17 protein-coding genes are annotated in these 17167 nt (G+C 68.2%); 8 read left to right on the top strand and 9 right to left on the bottom strand.

Going from position 1 to position 17167, the window contains the following annotated elements; all coding sequences use genetic code 11:
* The first annotated feature begins 83 nt into the window (after positions 1–83).
* Positions 84–1244, top strand: a complete 1161-nt coding sequence (locus BLR19_RS13255; protein ID WP_091751952.1) for an aminotransferase class V-fold PLP-dependent enzyme — start codon at positions 84–86, stop codon at positions 1242–1244.
* Here BLR19_RS13255 and BLR19_RS13260 read toward each other — a convergent pair whose 3' ends face one another.
* Entirely contained in the window at positions 1245–2141 is an 897-nt protein-coding gene (locus BLR19_RS13260) for a hypothetical protein (RefSeq protein WP_091751955.1), read from the bottom strand.
* A 449-nt stretch (positions 2142–2590) separates the two neighbouring features.
* On the opposite strand from BLR19_RS13260, the gene BLR19_RS13265 reads away from it, so the two are divergent.
* Positions 2591–7447, top strand: a complete 4857-nt coding sequence (locus BLR19_RS13265; protein WP_091751958.1) for an NAD-glutamate dehydrogenase — start codon at positions 2591–2593, stop codon at positions 7445–7447.
* A 73-nt stretch (positions 7448–7520) separates the two neighbouring features.
* On the top strand, positions 7521–7988 hold the full coding sequence (locus tag BLR19_RS13270) for a universal stress protein (RefSeq protein WP_017505361.1): 468 nt from the start codon (positions 7521–7523) through the stop codon (positions 7986–7988).
* Here the strand turns inward: BLR19_RS13270 and BLR19_RS13275 are convergent.
* Positions 7985–8452, bottom strand: coding sequence for a MarR family winged helix-turn-helix transcriptional regulator (locus BLR19_RS13275; protein ID WP_091751961.1), 468 nt, complete (start codon positions 8450–8452; stop codon positions 7985–7987). The genes BLR19_RS13270 and BLR19_RS13275 overlap by 4 nt on opposite strands.
* A gap of 126 nt (positions 8453–8578) precedes the next feature.
* Here BLR19_RS13275 and BLR19_RS13280 point away from each other — a divergent pair, with 126 nt between their 5' ends.
* Positions 8579–8998 carry an organic hydroperoxide resistance protein gene (locus BLR19_RS13280; protein WP_320442876.1) on the top strand — a complete coding sequence of 140 codons (420 nt, stop codon included), beginning with the start codon at positions 8579–8581 and terminating at the stop codon, positions 8996–8998.
* Here the strand turns inward: BLR19_RS13280 and BLR19_RS13285 are convergent.
* Positions 8995–10119, bottom strand: coding sequence for an MltA domain-containing protein (locus BLR19_RS13285; RefSeq protein WP_091751968.1), 1125 nt, complete (start codon positions 10117–10119; stop codon positions 8995–8997). The two genes, BLR19_RS13280 and BLR19_RS13285, sit on opposite strands and share 4 nt — an antisense overlap.
* A complete protein-coding gene (gene timA / locus BLR19_RS13290) occupies positions 10119–10757 on the bottom strand; it encodes a TIM44-related membrane protein TimA (protein WP_091751971.1) in 639 nt (212 codons plus the stop codon). The genes BLR19_RS13285 and timA overlap by 1 nt, the downstream gene beginning before the upstream one ends.
* A gap of 198 nt (positions 10758–10955) precedes the next feature.
* Between timA and secB the strand changes: the two genes are divergently transcribed.
* Positions 10956–11468 carry a protein-export chaperone SecB gene (secB, locus tag BLR19_RS13295; RefSeq protein WP_017505358.1) on the top strand — a complete coding sequence of 171 codons (513 nt, stop codon included), beginning with the start codon at positions 10956–10958 and terminating at the stop codon, positions 11466–11468.
* Positions 11469–11475: 7 nt separating this feature from the next.
* Positions 11476–12426 (top strand): DMT family transporter, encoded by a 951-nt coding sequence (locus BLR19_RS13300; protein ID WP_091751973.1) that lies wholly within the window; start codon positions 11476–11478, stop codon positions 12424–12426.
* 11 nt (positions 12427–12437) lie between these two features.
* Here BLR19_RS13300 and BLR19_RS13305 read toward each other — a convergent pair whose 3' ends face one another.
* From BLR19_RS13305 to coaBC, 3 genes are read right to left on the bottom strand one after another with little or no spacing between them, the layout of a single operon-like run.
* Positions 12438–12758: a hypothetical protein gene (locus tag BLR19_RS13305; RefSeq protein WP_091751976.1), complete on the bottom strand. Its 321-nt coding sequence runs from the start codon at positions 12756–12758 to the stop codon at positions 12438–12440.
* A gap of 11 nt (positions 12759–12769) precedes the next feature.
* Positions 12770–13225 carry a dUTP diphosphatase gene (gene dut, locus BLR19_RS13310; RefSeq protein ID WP_091751979.1) on the bottom strand — a complete coding sequence of 152 codons (456 nt, stop codon included), beginning with the start codon at positions 13223–13225 and terminating at the stop codon, positions 12770–12772.
* The gene (gene coaBC, locus BLR19_RS13315) at positions 13222–14451 is read right to left on the bottom strand and encodes a bifunctional phosphopantothenoylcysteine decarboxylase/phosphopantothenate--cysteine ligase CoaBC (protein ID WP_091751981.1); all 1230 of its coding nucleotides are present in this window, start codon (positions 14449–14451) and stop codon (positions 13222–13224) included. The genes dut and coaBC overlap by 4 nt, the downstream gene beginning before the upstream one ends.
* Positions 14452–14553: 102 nt before the next feature.
* Between coaBC and BLR19_RS13320 the strand changes: the two genes are divergently transcribed.
* Entirely contained in the window at positions 14554–15066 is a 513-nt protein-coding gene (locus BLR19_RS13320; RefSeq protein ID WP_091751984.1) for an S-type pyocin family protein, read from the top strand.
* 34 nt (positions 15067–15100) lie between these two features.
* Positions 15101–15970, top strand: a complete 870-nt coding sequence (locus BLR19_RS13325) for an HAD family hydrolase (RefSeq protein ID WP_091751986.1) — start codon at positions 15101–15103, stop codon at positions 15968–15970.
* 9 nt (positions 15971–15979) lie between these two features.
* Here BLR19_RS13325 and BLR19_RS13330 read toward each other — a convergent pair whose 3' ends face one another.
* Positions 15980–16327 (bottom strand): PilZ domain-containing protein, encoded by a 348-nt coding sequence (locus BLR19_RS13330; RefSeq protein WP_091751989.1) that lies wholly within the window; start codon positions 16325–16327, stop codon positions 15980–15982.
* A 24-nt stretch (positions 16328–16351) separates the two neighbouring features.
* Positions 16352–17167, bottom strand: coding sequence for a kinase (locus tag BLR19_RS13335; protein WP_091751992.1), 816 nt, complete (start codon positions 17165–17167; stop codon positions 16352–16354).

The following is a 17167-nucleotide window of genomic DNA, read 5'->3' on the forward strand; positions in this document are numbered from 1 at the left end:
GAGGCGCGCTACGCGCGGCGCTATCGCTCGCCGCGTGGCGGCTCGCTGCTTGAGCGCTGGGTGAGATGTCCTAAAGAAGAGGGATGACCTACAAGTCCCTCTTCTCCAGCGCCCTGTCGGCGGCGCCCGGCCGGCTGCATTTCGCCGCGCACAGCCATCACCTTTGGCCCGACGCCAGTTTCGAGGCGCAGCAGCAGACCTGGCTCGACGCCAACCTGCATGCCGACCACAAGTGGGACCTCGTCTTCGGTCAGGTGATCCCCGAGGCCCAGGCCCATGTCGCGGCCGAGCTGGGACTGCCCTCGCCCGACAGCATCGTCTTTTCGTCCAACACCCACGACTTCCTGCTGCGCCTGTTTTCGGGCGTGGAGACCAAGCCGGTCCGCATTCTGGCGACCGACGGCGAATTTCACTCCTTCCGTCGTCAGGCCGAGCGGTGGGAAGAGGTCGGGGCGGCGGTGGTCACGCGCGTTCCGCTGGCGCCCTTCGACACCTTCGCCGATCGCTTCGTCGCCGAGGCGTCCAGGGGCGGTTACGACTGGATCGTGGTCAGCCAGGTCTTCTTCCGCACCGGGGGCCTGTTCGACCGGATCGAGGAGCTTGCCGCCTTGGCGAGACCCGAAGGGCCTTGGGTTCTGATCGACGGCTATCACGGCTTCATGGCGACCCCGACCGACCTGTCGGCGGTGGCGGACCGGGTCTTCTATGTCTCCGGCGGCTACAAATACGCCATGTCGGGCGAGGGTGTCTGCTTCCTGCATGCCCCGCCCGGCTTCTGCCCGCGTCCTGTCGTGACCGGCTGGTTCGCGGAATTCGGCGACCTGTCGGGTCCGCCCGGCGGCGTTCAGTATCGCAGCGACGGCGGTCGCTTCTGGGGCGCGACCTTCGACTGCACGCCGCTGTATCGCTTCAACGCCGTGCGCCGAACGCTGGATCAGCAGGGGCTCGACACCGCCGCCATCGCCGCCCATGCGCGCGATCTGGCGACCAAGTTCCAGCAGGCCGTTCAGGCTGGACAGGCCGGGGTCTTGTCGCAAGCCGAAATCCTCAATCCGGTCGAGGGCGACGCGCCGCGCGCCCGTTTCCTCGCCCTGCGTCATCCCGACGCCCAGGCCTGGTGCGCGGGTCTGCGGGCGGCGAACATCGTCACCGATGTGCGCGACGACGTCATCCGCTTCGGATTCGGCCTGTATCAGGACGCCGAGGACGTCGATCGTCTGATCGCGGCCTGCCGATCCCTCTGATCAGTAGAAGGTCGTGTCGTCCTGCTTGCTGGGCGCCGGGGGCGTGCGCGGCGGCGTCCTCGGTTGGTTTGATGCGGGCGGGGTCGCCGGGCGGGCTTCAGGCGAGGGCGGCGTCGGCGTGGTCCCGCCCCCCGGCGCATTGACCGGAGGGATCGCCGGCAGGTCCGGATAGGGCATGGCCGAGGGGCGGGCGTCCTGCGCCGGCGCCGCTTCTTCGGGCGCGATCGGTCCCGTGTTGGACTGGCCCAACCGGTCGGGCGCGCCGACATCATCTCGGATGAAGGCCCAGGCCTGCCGATCCGAGCAGCCGCAGGCCTTCAGGAAGCCCTGCTTGTCGCGCCACAGGATCAGCGGATAGCTGATGTCGACGCCGGACTCCTTGAGCAGCTGGCTCAGCCGTTCGTTGAAGCGGCGGCCGGCCTCGACCACGGCGGTGCGCGCCAGATTGCCGTCCGCCTGCGGCACGCCGGCAGCGGTCCAGCTGTTCGCCGGCGTCGCCATCCAGCGTTGATACAGCGGCCAGTCCCGCGTCAGCCACAGCTCCGCGACCGTCGCTCGCTCCGCCGCCGTCGATTGCGCCGCACCCTCCAGATCGGGGCGGGCAAACAGAATGTAGCGCGTCTCGATCCCCGCCGCCTTCAGCTTGGGCGCCTCGTCGCGCGCGTAACGCAGGGCCGAGGCGCTGTCGCGATAGGTGACGATATACAGGGCCTGTCCCCCGCTGCCGTCCGACACCCAGGACGCCTCGTCCAGCAGTTGTTGCACCTCGGCCTGATTGCGGCTGATCGTGACCGGCTGGAACCGCGAATAGAAGTTCCAATAGGCCCAGTATCCGGCGCCGGCGAGCAGCAGGCCGACCACGGCCGCCACGATCGAACCCATCAAAAAGCGACGCATGTAATCGGGTGCTCCAGCTTCACCGTTGACCCATCCTAACGCATAGCAGCGGAATCCGTTGTCGCCCGCATTCGCCGACGTCTTCATCGCCGCTCAGAGGCGCCAAAATGTCGCGAAAGATTCCGGCCGATCCGCTCTTGAACCGCGCAGGGGGCTTCCCATTTCCGATTTCGACGCTGCGGGACACTCCCCCTCCGAACCGCAGCGAAGCGAAGCCGGCGCCCTCCCCTCCCCTCCAGGCGCCGCTCGCGCAGGCCGCCGGACTCCCCCAGTCCGGCGGCTTTCTGCTTTGTGGCGCTGCACAATAATTCCAACCTGATCACTGATCATTACAATGAACGGTCGCCAGGGGCTTCCCGAGCGACCGGACCTGGCCTAGTCAGCGGGGGTGGCGCCCCGTCGCGCCGCATCCCTTGCGGCCCTGCCGCGTCGTTCGAGACTGCTCGTCCATGACCGCCCACGATCTGCGCCAACCCGTTCAGCCGATCACCAAGGCCGCGCTGGAGGCGGCCTTCGCCAAGATCGTGGGGACCGGGCCCGGCGCAGTCGAACAGACCTATCTGACCCAGGCGCACGAAGACTATTCCGCCGATGAGACGCCTGAGCTGAGCGGCGAGGATCTGGCCGCCCTGCTCGCCGCCTCCTGGACCGCCGCCAAGTCCTATCCGACCGACGCGGCCGCTCCCGCCATCACCGTCGGCCCGCTGCACGGCGCATCGGACAAGGTGCTGGATTACGATCTGGTGCGCATCGTCCAGTCCGACGCTCCCTTCCTGGTCGACAGCGTCATGGGGGCCCTGGCCGAGGCCGCCGTGTCCGTGCGCGCCCTGTTCCACCCGGTGGTCGAGCTCGACGGCCGCCGCCTGTCGATCATCATGCTGGTCATCGACAGCGTGCCTCAAGAGCGCCGCGACGCCCTGGGCGAAGGTCTGGCCCAGAGCCTGTCGGACGTTCACGCCGCCGTCGCCGATCATGACGCCATGACGTCCCTGATGCGCCAGGCCGTGCAGCGTCTGGAAGAGACCCCGCCCCCGGTCGATCCCGCCGTCCTGGCCGAGAACATCGCCTTCCTGAAATGGCTGAAGAGCGACCATTTCGTCTTCCTGGGCGCGCGCGACTACGACTATCCGCTGAACGCCGACGGCGACTATGAGGCCGAGGCGCCGCTGGGACTGTCCACCGACGGCCTGGGCATTCTGGCAGATCCCGAGCGCACCGTGCTGCGCCGCGCCTCCGAACCCGCCGTCCTGACGCGCCAGATGCGCCGCCAGCTGGATCTCAGCGAACCGGTGACGGTGGCCAAGGCCAACGCCCGCTCGCGCGTCCACCGTCGCGCCTACATGGACTATGTCGGGGTCAAGCGTTACGGCCCGGACGGCAAGGCGACGGGCGAGACCCGTTTCGTCGGCCTGTTCACGTCGGAAGCCTACGACCAGCTGGCGACCGAGGTGCCGCTGCTGCGTCGCAAGGTGGCCAACGCCCTGGCCCGCGCCGACAAGGCGCCCGGCAGCCACAATGAAAAACGCCTCAAGAACATCCTTGAGAATTACCCGCGCGACGAGCTGTTCCAGGTCAGCGAGGACGAGCTGCTGTCCATCGCCCTGGGCATCCTTCACCTCTACGACCGGCCGCGCATCCGCCTGTTCTCGCGCCAGGATCCGTTCGACCGCTTCGTCTCGGTTCTGTGCTTCATCCCGCGCGAGAAGTTCGATTCCGCCGTGCGCGAACGCATTGGCCAGATCGTCGCCCGCGCCTGGGGCGGCCGCATCTCGGCCTGGTATCCGCAGCTGTCGGACGCGCCCCTGGTGCGCATCCACTACATCATCGGCGTGGAGCCCGGCGCCCACCCGATCCCGGACGCCGCCCAACTGGAAGCCGACGTCGCCGAGGCCGGTCGCGGCTGGGTCGATCGTTTCGAAGGCGCCCTGCGTCGCTCGGGCGTCGAGGAAGTCGCCGTCGGCCCGCTGAGCGCCCAATGGGCCCGCGCCTTCGGGGCCGCCTATCGCGATCGCTATGACGCCGACGAAGCCGCGACCGACCTGCAATACGTACACCGGCTGAACGAGACCGGTCTGCCCGGCGAGGGCAAGGCCGTCGCCGTGCGCGCCTTCCGCACGCCGGACGACAGCCGCCTGCAGTTCCGCTTCAAACTCTATCGTCGCGGCCCCGCCGTTCCCCTGTCCGACGTCCTGCCGATCCTAGCCGATATGGGTTTGAAGACACTGGAGGAATACGGCTATCCGATCCGCCCGATGGGCGAGGAGGAGATCCACGTCCACGAGTTCCTGATGGAGGATCCGCGCGGCGAGGCGCTGGTCTTCGATGACGTGAAGGGACCTTTCGAGGACGCCTTCGCCGCCGTCTGGACCGGCCGCAACGAAAGCGACGGCTTCAACCGCCTGGTGATCGAACTGGGCGTGGAATGGCGCGACGCCGCCCTGATACGCACCCTGGCCCACTATCGCCAGCAGACGGGTCTCGACCCTTCCCAGACGGTGCAGGAAGAGGCCCTGCGCGAATACCCCGACGTGGCGCGCGCCCTGCTGTCGCTGTTCAAGGCCAAGTTCGCGCCCGAAGGGGGCTCGGCTGACGACCGCGCGCCGGCCGTCGCCGAGCTGGACGCCAAGATCGTCACCCTGCTGCAGGACGTGAAGAGCCTGGATCACGACCGGGCCCTGCGCCGGATCGCCGCCCTGATCGGCGCGATCAAGCGCACCAACTATTTCCAGCTGGACGCCGACGGTCAGCCCAAGCCGCACATCTCGATCAAGATCGCCTCGCGCGAGCTGGACGACCTGCCCCTGCCCAAACCCTATCGCGAAATCTTCGTCTGGGCGCCGCACGTCGAGGGTGTGCACCTGCGCTTTGGTCCCGTCGCGCGTGGTGGTCTGCGCTGGTCGGACCGTCGCGACGACTTCCGCACCGAGGTCCTGGGCCTGGTCAAGGCGCAGCAGGTGAAGAACGCGGTCATCGTGCCGGTCGGCTCCAAGGGCGGCTTCTATCCCAAGCAACTGCCCCGCACGACGGACCGCGAGGCCATCCAGGGCGAGGCCATCCGTGCCTATCGCACCTTCCTGTCCGGCCTTCTGGACATCACCGACAATATCGCCGCTGACGGTTCAGTGACCCATCCGGCCAATGTCATCGCCTGGGAAGGCGACGACCCCTATCTGGTCGTGGCCGCCGACAAGGGCACGGCGACCTTCTCCGACATCGCCAACGGCGTCTCGGCCGCCTACGGCTTCTGGCTGGGCGACGCCTTCGCCTCGGGCGGCTCCATCGGCTACGACCACAAGGCCATGGGCATCACCGCGCGCGGCGCCTGGGAGGCGGTCAAGCGCCACTTCCGCGAGATGGGCAAGGACATCCAGACCCAGCCCTTCACCATGGTCGGCGTCGGCGACATGTCCGGCGACGTCTTCGGCAACGGCGCGCTTCTGTCCAAGGCCACGCGCCTGGTCGCCGCCTTTGATCACCGCGACATCTTCATTGATCCGAACCCGGATCATGTGACCAGCTGGACCGAGCGCAAGCGTCTGTTCGACCTGCCGCGCTCGTCCTGGCAGGACTATGACAAGGCGCTGATCTCGGAAGGCGGCGGCGTCTTCTCGCGCTCGGCCAAGTCGATCCAGCTGACGCCCCAGATCAAGGCGGCCCTGGACATCGCCGAGGACGAACTGGACCCCGTCAGCCTGATCCGCGCCATCCTGAAGGTGCCGGTCGAACTGCTCTATCTGGGCGGCATCGGCACCTATGTGAAATCGGCGGCCGAAACCGACGCCCAGGTCGGGGACAAGGGCACCGACGCCCTGCGCATCAACGCCGACGAACTGCGGGTCAAGGTGGTGGGCGAGGGCGCAAACCTCGGCTTCACCCAAGCGGGACGCATCGCCTTCGGTCAGGCCGGCGGCCGCATCAACACCGACGCCATCGACAACTCCGCCGGGGTCGACACCTCCGACCACGAGGTCAACATCAAAATCCTGGTCGGCTCGGCCGTGACCAACGGCGTCCTGCCGGCTGAGGAGCGCACGCCGCTTCTGGCCTCCATGACCGACGAGGTGGGCCTGAAGGTGCTGGCCCACAACTACGACCAGACCCTCGCCCTGACCCTGCAGCAGGCCGAAGGCGTCGGCGCCCTGGACGCCCAGCAGCGGTTCATGCAGAGCCTCTCGGCGCGCGGAAAGCTGGACCGCAAGGTCGAGGGGCTGCCCAACGACGCCCGCGTCAAAGAGCTGATGACGGCGGGCATTCCGCTGGCCCGGCCGGAGCTGGCCGTCCTGATGGCCTACGCCAAGCTGGAGCTTTCGGACGATATCGTCGCCTCGCAGGCGCCCGAGGATCCCTTCTTCGAACAGATCCTTGTCCGCTACTTCCCCGAGGCCCTGGCCCGGTTCGAACCGGAGATGAAGAGCCACCGTCTGCGGCGCGAGATCATCGCCACCGTCATGGCCAACGAAGTCGTCAACATGTGCGGCCCGACCTTCCCTGACCGCCTGCGCGGCTCGGCGGAATGCGACACCACCGCGCTGATCATCGCCTTCGAGGCCGCGCGCCGCGTCTTCCGTCTGGACGAGGCCTGGGACGCCGTTTCGGCCCTGGACCTGAAGATCTCGGCCGAGGCCCAGATCGCCCTCTACCAGGAAATCGCCGTTGTCCTGCGTCGTCAGACCTTCTGGCTGGCCCGCCGCGCCAAGGGCGGTCTGTCGGTTCAGGCCCTGATCGACCGCTATCGTCCGATCGCCGACGCCCTGCAGGCCGAGGGCGCGCCGGTCCTGTCGCGCTTCGAACAGGGGCGCCTGGATGCGCGCGTCAAACGCTTCGCCGACCACGGCGCGCCTGAGGATTTGACCCGCAGCATCGCCATCATGCGCCCCCTCGTCGCCGCCTCCGACATCGGGGATCTGGCGCAGGAAGCGAACTGGCCGGTCGCAGCCATGGCGCGCCTGTATCACCAGGTCGGCGCCGCCTTCGACTTCGACCGTCTGCGCGCCGCCGCCGGCTCCATTCCGTCTGCGGATCATTTCGATCGTCTCGCCGTCCGTCGTCTGATCGAGGATCTGATGAACGAGCAGGCGGCCCTGACCCGCGCCGTCGCCCGCGCCTCCGATCCGTCGGTCGGCGTGAGCGAGGACGCGGCCGAAGCCGCCGTGGACGCCTGGATCGGCTCCAAACAGGCGACGGTCGAGGGCGTGCGCGCCTCGGTGGACGAGATCGAACAGTCGGGCTCGGGCTGGACCTTCGCCAAACTGACGATCGCCAACGCGACTATCCGCGATCTGGCGACGGCGGCCGTGAATGGCTGAGCAGCGGGTCTTCGCTTGACGAAGCCGTCGTCGCACGGCCTCTTCAGCCGCTGATCAGGCTGGGGAGGCCGCAATGCCGAGAAAGTTCCTCGTCGTCGTCGACGACAGTCCGGAGTTCGAGGCCGCCCTGCGGTTCGCCTCGCGCCGGGCGAAATCGACCGGCGGGCGCGTGGTCATGCTGCGCGTCCTGCCGACCGACAGCGACGCCCACTGGTCGGGCGTGCGCGAGGAAATCGAACGCCAGCAGCGCCAGGAGGCGGAGATTCTGCTCAACCGCCTGGGCGAGGAGGCGCAGACCCGCTCCGGCGCTGCGCCAGTCTTCCTGATCGAAAAGGGCGAGGCCCAGGCCGCGATCAAGAAGGTCGTCGCCGCCGATCCCGACATCAAGATCCTCGTCCTGGCCGCCGGAACCAGCTCGCGCGGCCCCGGCCCGCTGGTCTCGGCCATCATCAAACAAGGCGCGCAGATCGGCGGCCGCAAACTGCCCGTCACCATCGTCCCCGGCGAACTGACCGAAGACGAGATCGAAGACCTGGCCTAGCCCTCGGCCGGCGGCTGGGCCGCCCGCAGCTTGTCGCGCAGCGCCCCCAGGCCTTGGCGCAGGTCGGTCAGGGCTTCGGGCGTCATCTCGGTGGCGTCCAATACCGATTGCGGCAGGCAGGCGGCCTCGACAGCCAACGCCCGTCCTGCGTCGGTCAGGCTGACGCGCACCACCCGCTCATCCGCCTTGTCGCGGGCGCGCGTCACCAGCCCGGCCGCCTCCAGTCGTTTGATCAGCGGGGTCAGGGTGTTGGATTCCAGAAACAGCTGCTCGCCCAGCCGGCCGACCGTCTGTTCGTCCTCACGCCAGAGCAGGGCCATGGCCAGGAACTGCGGATAGGTCAGGCCCATCCGGTCCAGCAGCGGCTTGTAGAACCGGTTGAACGCCAGGTTCGCCGAATAGGCGGCGAAACACAGCATGTCATCGACGGCCATGGCGGCGGGGGAGGGGGCGGATGAGGTCATAGGCCAGATAATAATCGCGCGCGATACAATCGCAAGCTTGACGCCTCCTGCCTGGCGCACTAAACCACGGCACGCGATTAGATCGCGCACGACATTTATGGCCTTTCGGAGCTGATTTCTATGTCCATCAACACCCTGTACCGCACCACCGCCGTCGCCACGGGCGGCCGCGACGGCCGCGCCGCCACCACCGACGGCGCTCTGGATGTCGCCTTGGGCACGCCTAAGGAGCTGGGCGGCGCCGGCGTCGGCAACAACCCCGAACAGCTGTTCGCGGCTGGCTACGCGGCCTGCTTCCTCGGCGCCATGAAGTTCGTCGCCTCTCAGGGCGGTCACGCCAAGGTGCCTGCCGACGCCGCCGTCAACGCCACGGTCGGCATCGGTCCGCGCAGCGACAAGGGCTTCGGCCTGGAGGTGGCGCTGGAGGTCAGCCTGCCTGGCGTGGATCGCGCCGAGGCCGAAGCCCTTGTCGCCGAGGCGGATACCGTCTGCCCCTATTCGCACGCCACGCGGGGCAATATCGCGGTGACCCTGACCGTCGCCTAACCCTTCGGGACCAGGCGCCACATCCGCAAGGGGTGGCGCACGGTCCCGGCTTCAGCCCCCGCGCGGTCGCCGCGACCCATATAGAGGTCGGCGCGCACCGGTCCGCGAATGGCCGATCCGGTGTCCAGCGCCATGGCCAGACCGCGATAGCTGGCCGTGGCGCCGCGCAGATTGCCCCCGTCGGCCTCCAGCCAGACCAGTTCGCCATAACGCCAGTGCGCCGGATCGACCGCGATGGCCCGCCGCTCGGTCAGGGGCACGCCCGCCGCCCCCGCCGGGTGGCCGTCATCGTCCGGGTCCAGCCGGAAGAAGATGTAGCGTGGGTTCAGCGCCATGACCGCCTGCGCCTCATAGCCCCTATGGCTGGCCAACCAGTCCCGGATCGCATCGCCGGAGGTGCCGTTCTGCGGCAACAATCCCTGCTGCGCCATCGGTCGGGCGATGCCCACGAACGGCTTGCCGTTGTCGGCGGCATAGGCGGCGCGGCCGCGCGTGCCGTCCTCGAACGTCAGATAGCCCGACCCCTGGATCTGCAGAAAGAACAGGTCCTCGGCCCGCATCCAGGCCAAGGCCTGCTCGGGCCGTGCGGCGGATTCGATATAGGCGCGGTCGCCGGCCGCGCGTGGATTGGCGGGCTTGGGCAGGACGGGGGCCGAGAACTCGGCGTCCGGCCGTCGCCGCGCTGGATATTCGGGCGCGAAATAGGAGGTCAGCAGGCCCGGTCGCCCGTCCGGCGTCTGAGCCGGGATCGCGCTGAAGCTGGCCTCGAAGAAGGCGCGCGCCTGCGACGGCGTGATCGTCATCGTCGTCGCCATGGCCTTGGCGCGTCCGCAGACCCGGCGGGCGGCCTCGTCACGCGCCGCGCCGCACCCGTCCACATAGGCCCGGAAGGCGGCCAGATGGTCCTCCTGGCTCCAGCCCGGCAGTACGGCGGGGCTCAGGGCGTCGGACGGCGCGGGAAGCGGGGTCGGATTGGGCGATGGCGTATAGGGGATCGGCCCTGTCTGCGGCCCTGTCGTCCCCGTCGCGCCCGTCGGCGTCATCGGCCCGGTCGAACAGGCTGCGACAGCCAGGGCGGCCGTCAGCGTCGCCAGCGCGCCCGACCGGCCGCGAACCGCCATCAGGCGTTGGCCGGCTCGACGCGCGCCAGCACCCAGTTCGGGTCCGTCGCGCCCAGGGTGCGTTCGAACGTCCAGTGTTCGGCCGTGCGGCGTTCCTCGATCAGCGGCTCGCCCGTCGTCGCGTCCGCCGTTTCGCCAGAGGCCTTGGTCACCCGACTGCGCAGTTCGGCCAGGAAGCGCACCTTGGCCACGGCCTTGTCGCCCTCGGCGACCGCGCCTTCCAGATCGGCTCGGGGCGGATACAGGAACTCGACGGTCTCGGTCTCGCCGCGCGTCTCGCGCGCCGCGATGCCGGCCTCGAACGAGGCGAAGACGTTCGGCTTCAGCAACGGCTTCAGCGCGGCCCGGTCGCCGGCGGCGTAGCCGCGCACGATGGTCTCATAGGCCTGACGCGCGCCGTCCAGGAAACGGGCCGGGTCAAACGCCGGATCGCGCGCCTTCAGGCTGGCGATGGAGGCCAGGGTCGCCGGGTCGATCGCCGCGACCTTGGGCGTTTCGGCCTGGGCCGGGCCGGGCGGCGCGATCTTGGTGTCTTCCTGCGGCTGACGGCCCACCCGCTTGCCCAGCACATTGTAGAGCTGGAACAGCACAAAGGCTGCGATGAAGGCGAAGACGACGACCTGGAACTGAACCGGCATGTTCAAGAGGAGATTCCTGTAGCGAACGACGGGTGCGCCAAACACTGAGTCTGGCGTGATTACGGGCTCATATAGGGTGAGGCAAGGCGAAGCGCGCCCCCAATCGCGCGCGCGACGTTGCGGCCAAGCGTCCCGGCATGGTAGTCGCGGCGCCTCATTCCGGCCTCATCGGCCCCAAACTGCGCCAAAGACTGTTTCATGACCGACGCCGCTCCTCCCGCCGAACAGCCGCAACAAGGCGACGCCCAGCAGGGCCAGCCCGCCGGTCCCGGCTTCCGCATCCTGGCGCAATACGTCCGCGACTTCTCGTTCGAGAACCCGCGGGCCCCGGAATCCCTGCGCATCGACGGCAAACCCGCGATCGACCTCGGCGTTGAAATGGCCGCCCAGGGCCGCCCGGACGGCCTGTTCGAACTGGACCTGAAGCTATCCATCAAGGCGACGCACGAGAACCAGCCCGTCTTCCACGTCGAACTGGTCTATGGCGGCCTGTTCCAGCTGGCCAACGTCCAGGAGCAGGACATCGAGCCCCTGCTGCTGATCGAATGCCCGCGCTATCTGTTCCCGTTCGCGCGCGAGATCATCTCGGGCGCCACGGCCGACGGCGGCTTCTACCCCCCGTTCCAGCTGGACCCGATCGACTTCGCGGCCATCTACATCGCGCGCCAGCAGCAGATCGCCCAGCAGCCTGTCGAAACCGGCCAGGCCTAAGCGCGACATGGTCGCCGCCGCGCGGCCTTCGCCTGATCCATCGAAAGCCGCGGGCGAGGATGTCGTCCGCGGCATTCTTCTGCGCATCGCCGCCGCCGGCTGTTTCTCGATCATGACGGCGACGTTGAAACTGGCGTCGCAGGACGGCGTGGCGGCGCCGGAAATGCTGTTCTATCGCGCCTTCTTCGGCCTGCCGGTGGTGCTGGCGTGGGTGCTGACCCAGCCGGGCGGCCTGTCGGCCCTGTCGACGCGCCGCCCCCTGGCCCATCTGGGACGCAGCGCCCTGGGCGTCGCGGCCATCCTGTGCCTGTTCCAGACGCTGACGCTGCTGCCCCTCGCCGACGCGACGACCCTCAGCTTCACCGCCCCGATCTTCGCCACCATCCTGTCCTTCTTCGTGCTGAAGGAGGCGGTCGGCCCGCGCCGCTGGGCTGCGGTCGCGATCGGCTTCATCGGGGTGATCGTCGTCATGCGGCCGGGCGTCGGCCATTCGGTCCTGCCGCTGGCCGGCGTGGCCTTCGCCCTGATCGGGGCGGTGCTGACGGCCGGCGTGACCATCACCCTGCGCCAGCTGCGCGACACCGAACACGTCGCCGCCATCGTCTTCTGGTTCTTCGTGGCCTGTTCGGTCGTGGGGGCGATCCTGCTGCCCTTCGTCGGCCATTGGCACGCGCTCGGCACCTTCGGCCTGCTGATCGGATCGGGCATCGCCGGCGGCCTGGCCCAGCTGTTGATGACCGCCTCGCTGCAAAAGGCCCCCGTCTCCGTGGTCGCGCCCTTCGACTATCTCCAGATCGTCGGCGCCATTGTCTTCGGCTGGTGGCTGATGGCCGCGACCCCAACCCTCACCACCCTGGCCGGCGCCGCCCTGATCGCCAGCAGCGGTCTCTACACCGCCTGGCGCGAACATATCCGCCGCAAGGCCAGCCTCATCCAGCCGACCGCGCCGCTGGTTTAGCCACGAGCCATTTATTCCGCGCTGTCTAGCCAGACCTGAAAAATGAACTCTCTTTGCTCGCGAGACACTGCATCCAGCATCCCCTCAACCCGTTCTCTGGCCAAACGTCGGCGTTCCGGGGCAGGTTGATCATAGGCGCCGTGATCGCCGTAAATGCTGAGATCTATTCGCGGAACCTCCAGATTTCCTGTGATCTCATAGGTTTCAATGAGATCGATCCAACCCGCCTTTGGTTCGAGCGTAATCATGAAGGCGAGCAGGGCCTCTACACCTATGCAACGATGACCCTTGCCGCTCGATGCGTCAGCGATAGCCGTTGAAAAATCTGTCATGGGGAGGAGGGTTACCGTCCCGTCGAACCAAATCCGCCCGCCCCGCGTGCGGTTTCATCCAGCGTCTCCACCTCTATCCAGCCCGCCCGCTCATGCCGGGCGATCACCAGCTGGGCGATGCGTTCGCCGCGGCGGATGATGAAGGGCTCGGCGCCGATGTTGGCCAGGATCACGCCGCACTCGCCGCGATAGTCGCTGTCGATGGTGCCCGGCGCATTCGGGCAGATGATGCCGTGTTTGAAAGCGAGGCCAGAGCGCGCCCGCACCTGGGCCTCATACCCCAGCGGCAGAGCGATCTTCAGCCCCGTGGGCACCAGCACCCGCTGACCCGGCGCCAGGGTCATCGGCTGGTCTTCCGGCACGGCGGCGCGCAGGTCCATGCCCGCCGAACCGGCCGTCTCATAGGCGGGCAGGGGCAAGCCTTCGGAATGCGGCAGGCGCAGGATCTGGATCGGGGTCTCGGTCATTCAGCAGCCTTGAAATGATCGGCGATGCGGGCGGCGACAGCCCGGGCGATGGCGGTCTTGGACTGGCGCGGCCAGGTTTCGGTCTTGTCGGCAGTGACCAGCAGCACGGCGTTGCCGTCCGATCCGAACACGTCGTCGGACACGTCATTGCCCAGGATCCAGTCGCAGCCCTTCCGCGAAAGCTTGGCGCGCGCATTGGCTTCCAGATCCGTCGTTTCGGCGGCGAAGCCGATGACCAGGGCCGGGCGGTTCGGACCGGGCGCGGCGACGCCGGCCAGAATGTCGGGGTTCTCGATCAGGGCCAGGGTCGGCGGGCCGCCGGGTCCCTTCTTGATCTTGCCGCCGGCGATGGTGTCCACGCGCCAGTCGGCGACGGCGGCCGACAGCACGGCGATGTCGGCGGGAAGGGCGCTCTGCGTCGCCGCCTGCATCTCCAGCGCGCTCTCCACATCGATCCGCGTCACGCCGGTCGGGGCAGCCAACGACGTCGGCCCCGACACCAGCGTCACCTCGGCCCCCAGTTCGGCCAAAGCGGCGGCGATGGCGTAGCCCTGTTTGCCGCTGGAGCGGTTGGTCAGGCCCCGCACCGGGTCGATCGGTTCGAACGTCGGCCCGGCGGTAACCACGGCCTTGCGTTCCTTAAGCGGTCGTCCGGCCGCGCCGGCCAGCAGGCCCGCAATGGCCTCTAGGATCGCGGCGGGCTCCGCCATCCGACCCGGCCCATATTCACCGCAGGCCATCTCTCCGTCATCCGGCCCCACCACCGCCACGCCATGGAAGCCCGGAAAGGTCTTTAACCGCTCCATATTGGCCTGGACCGCCGGATGCTCCCACATCCGCACATTCATCGCCGGCGCCAACAGCACCCGCTTGTCCGTGGCGATCAGGGTGGTCGAGGCCAGGTCGTCGGCCAAACCATTCGCCGCCTTGGCGATCAGCCCCGCCGTCGCCGGCGCCACCACCACAAGATCGGCCCAGCGCGACAGCTCGATATGCCCCATGCTGGTCTCGTCGTCCGGGTGGAACAGCCCCGACCGCACCGGATGGCCGCTCAGCGCCGCCAGCGACAGGGGGGTCACGAACTCGGCCCCGGATTCGGTCAGGATGACCCGCGTCTGCCCGCCCGCCTTGGCGATCAGCCGCACCAGCTCCAGCGCCTTATAGGCCGCGATGCCGCCGCCCACGATCAGCAGGATTTTGCGGTTCGAAAGGAGGCGATTGTCCATGCTCACGGTCTAGCCGCCGCGCGTGACGCCGTCGAGACGAGAACATTGCGCGAACAATAAAGTTGTGCTTTCGTCGCGTCCAGCGGGTATCTGGAGGAAAGAATGAGAACGCTGACAAGGGGAGGGGCCGCGCTGGTCCTGTGCGGTCTGCTGGGGCTGAGTGCCTGCGACAACAGTTCGGCGGTCGAGACGCGGGATCGGACGGCGAGCGCCGAACCCGTCGCCCTGACGTCCATGCCGACGGCAAGCGAAGAGGCTGCGACGCCTCAGGAGAAGCCCGTCCTGACCGCCAATCGGCGCGAAACCGGCGACGCCAAGATCGCGCGTCTCTACGACCGCAACGGCGCAGACTTCGGCGCGCGCTCAGCCGAGGATTATCTGACGAAGGTCACGGCTTTCACGACAAAGCCTCCGCGCGACGCCGAGACCGTCAAACGGCCAAATGGCGACACCCTGATCTATCAGGCCTCGACCAACACCTTCGCCGTGGTGGCCCGCAACGGGTCGCCCCGCACCATGTTCAAGCCGACGACGGGCGCCGACTACTGGGCCGAGCAGAAGGCGGCGGCGCCCACCTTCGGCCAGCGGCGCCAATCGACGGGCGCGGCGGGCTGATATAGAGGGCGGGTTCCACCAAGGATCTCGCCCCATGTCCGATACGGCCGAACCCAAGACCCCGCTGCTGAAAACCGCCCTGATCTATGATTTCGACGGCACCTTGGCGCGCGGCAATATGCAGGAGGTGTCCTTCATCCCCTCCGTCGGCATGGGCATCGGCGCCTTCTGGGAAGAGGCCGAACGCCTGACCAAGGACGCCGACGGCGACGGCATCCTGATGTACATGCAGCTGATGCTGCACCACGCGCGTCAGAACGGCGCCCCGGTGACGCGCGAGACCCTGCGCCAGCACGGCGAGGCGGTGGCCCTGTTCGAGGGTCTGAAGGATCTCAGCTGGTTCGACCGGATGAACGCCTTCGGCGCCAGATACGGGCTGGAGATCGAGCATTACATCATCTCCGCCGGGCTGGAGGAGATGATCGACGGCACGCCGATCCGCCCCGCCCTGACCCACGTCTTCGCCTCCCACTACGTCTATGACGACAAGGGCGAGGCGGCCTGGCCGGCGGTCGGCGTCAACTACACCACCAAGACCCAGTATCTGTTCCGCATCAACAAGGGCGTGAAGAACCACTGGGAGCACGAACGCATCAACCACTTCATCCCCGACGACGAGCGCGCCGTGCCTTTCGACCGGATGATCTTCATCGGCGACGGCGACACCGACGTGCCGACCATGAAGATGATGCACACCAAGGGCGGCTTCTCGATCGCCGTCTATGATCCGCGCTCGAACGAGCGGGATCAGAAGAAGGTCTATTCCCTGATCTCGGAGGACCGGGTGAACTTCGTCGCCGCCGCCGACTATCGCGAGGGATCGGCGCTGGACCTGATCGTCAAGGGGCTGGTGGGCCGCATCGCCATCAACGCCGGCTCCATGCCCGCCGACACGGCGGACTAACCGGGCCGATCAGCGCCCGCCGGCCCTCAGCCAGGCGTCGCGCGCGGGGATCAGCCTCGCCGGCGCCAGGCCTCTCAGCGATTTGGCCCCGGTCTGTTTCAGCCCGGCCGCCTGCCCGCGCTGCCAGACGACGGTGGCGGGATAGGCGACGCCCGCGGCCACATCGACCACGACCACCTCGCGCGGCAAGGCCCCGCCTCTGTCCAGCCGCAGCTTCATCCCCGCGTCCGACAGATCGACGATCAGACACGCCGTCTCCAGGCCGGGCGCGCAGATGACGCCGCGCGCGTTTGCGGGTCGGCGCGCGCCCATGCGGCGGTCGGGCTCGACGGTGGGCTTGGATCCAAACAGGCTCATGGTCCGATAACGCACAGATGCGGCTCAGGCGCCAAGCCCGCCTTCAAGGCTGCGAACCCCGCGGTCCCGGTCCAGGGCGACGATCATTTCCGCCTCCACGCCGCCCGTCATCATATGCCGGCTCAGGCGCTCATAATGCTGGATGAAGACCGCCAGGGCCGCGCGTCGCTCGGGCGATACGGCGTCCTGCCCAATCAATCCCGCCTCCTGCTCGCAGCGCCAGTCCAGCACGACATCGAACCCCGGCGTCTTGAGAAAGACCAGAGCGTCCAGCCGCGCGCGCAGGCGGAGGTAGGGCTGGCTCAGCGCTGCATTGACCGCCCTGCGCCATTCGCCCCCGACATCCTTCTGGGCTTCTAGGGCGTTGATCGGTGCAACCAGGTCCGCCTCGGCCTGCGGCGTCGCGCCTAGGCACCATCCCTCCAGAACGATGACCCGCGGCCGACCCTTCACGACAGGCCAGTCCGCCTCGGCCGCCCGGTCGTCGGCCAGCTTGTCGAAACGCGGCAGAGGCATCAGATCGTCCGGCGCCGCCGCCTGCAACCGATCCAGCAGACGGTTCAGAAGGCCCAGGTCATGCGTCCCCGGCAGCCCGCGCGTGGCGAACAGCGGATGCACCCGCGCCGCCATGGCCGCCCGCTCCGCCTTCGTCAGATAGACGTCGTCCAGCGACAGGCTCACCCCGCCGAACCGTTCGGCGACGGCTTTGGCCAGGGTCGATTTTCCCGAACCCTGCGATCCCGCGATCCCCAGGATCGGCGGCGGACCGTCTTGGCCCATCGCCTCGGCGCGCTGGTCGATCCATCGGCCGATCTGGTCGATCAGCCCCGCGTCGATCAT

It is taken from the genome of Brevundimonas sp. 374 (assembly GCF_900102995.1).
In the GTDB taxonomy this organism is placed as follows: domain Bacteria; phylum Pseudomonadota; class Alphaproteobacteria; order Caulobacterales; family Caulobacteraceae; genus Brevundimonas; species Brevundimonas vesicularis_C.

What these genes read in the sequence shown, in the direction of transcription:
- BLR19_RS13320 (WP_091751984.1), top strand. Translation starts at nt 14,554, where the DNA reads ATGAGAACGCTGACAAGGGGAGGGGCCGCGCTGGTCCTGTGCGGTCTG.
- dut (WP_091751979.1), bottom strand. Translation starts at nt 13,225, where the DNA reads ATGACCGAGACCCCGATCCAGATCCTGCGCCTGCCGCATTCCGAAGGC.
- secB (WP_017505358.1), top strand. Translation starts at nt 10,956, where the DNA reads ATGACCGACGCCGCTCCTCCCGCCGAACAGCCGCAACAAGGCGACGCC.
- BLR19_RS13300 (WP_091751973.1), top strand. Translation starts at nt 11,476, where the DNA reads ATGGTCGCCGCCGCGCGGCCTTCGCCTGATCCATCGAAAGCCGCGGGC.
- BLR19_RS13335 (WP_091751992.1), bottom strand. Translation starts at nt 17,167, where the DNA reads ATGATCGACGCGGGGCTGATCGACCAGATCGGCCGATGGATCGACCAG.
- BLR19_RS13265 (WP_091751958.1), top strand. Translation starts at nt 2,591, where the DNA reads ATGACCGCCCACGATCTGCGCCAACCCGTTCAGCCGATCACCAAGGCC.
- BLR19_RS13325 (WP_091751986.1), top strand. Translation starts at nt 15,101, where the DNA reads ATGTCCGATACGGCCGAACCCAAGACCCCGCTGCTGAAAACCGCCCTG.
- BLR19_RS13260 (WP_091751955.1), bottom strand. Translation starts at nt 2,141, where the DNA reads ATGCGTCGCTTTTTGATGGGTTCGATCGTGGCGGCCGTGGTCGGCCTG.
- BLR19_RS13305 (WP_091751976.1), bottom strand. Translation starts at nt 12,758, where the DNA reads ATGACAGATTTTTCAACGGCTATCGCTGACGCATCGAGCGGCAAGGGT.
- BLR19_RS13285 (WP_091751968.1), bottom strand. Translation starts at nt 10,119, where the DNA reads ATGGCGGTTCGCGGCCGGTCGGGCGCGCTGGCGACGCTGACGGCCGCC.
- BLR19_RS13270 (WP_017505361.1), top strand. Translation starts at nt 7,521, where the DNA reads ATGCCGAGAAAGTTCCTCGTCGTCGTCGACGACAGTCCGGAGTTCGAG.
- timA (WP_091751971.1), bottom strand. Translation starts at nt 10,757, where the DNA reads ATGCCGGTTCAGTTCCAGGTCGTCGTCTTCGCCTTCATCGCAGCCTTT.
- BLR19_RS13255 (WP_091751952.1), top strand. Translation starts at nt 84, where the DNA reads ATGACCTACAAGTCCCTCTTCTCCAGCGCCCTGTCGGCGGCGCCCGGC.
- coaBC (WP_091751981.1), bottom strand. Translation starts at nt 14,451, where the DNA reads ATGGACAATCGCCTCCTTTCGAACCGCAAAATCCTGCTGATCGTGGGC.
- BLR19_RS13275 (WP_091751961.1), bottom strand. Translation starts at nt 8,452, where the DNA reads ATGACCTCATCCGCCCCCTCCCCCGCCGCCATGGCCGTCGATGACATG.
- BLR19_RS13330 (WP_091751989.1), bottom strand. Translation starts at nt 16,327, where the DNA reads ATGAGCCTGTTTGGATCCAAGCCCACCGTCGAGCCCGACCGCCGCATG.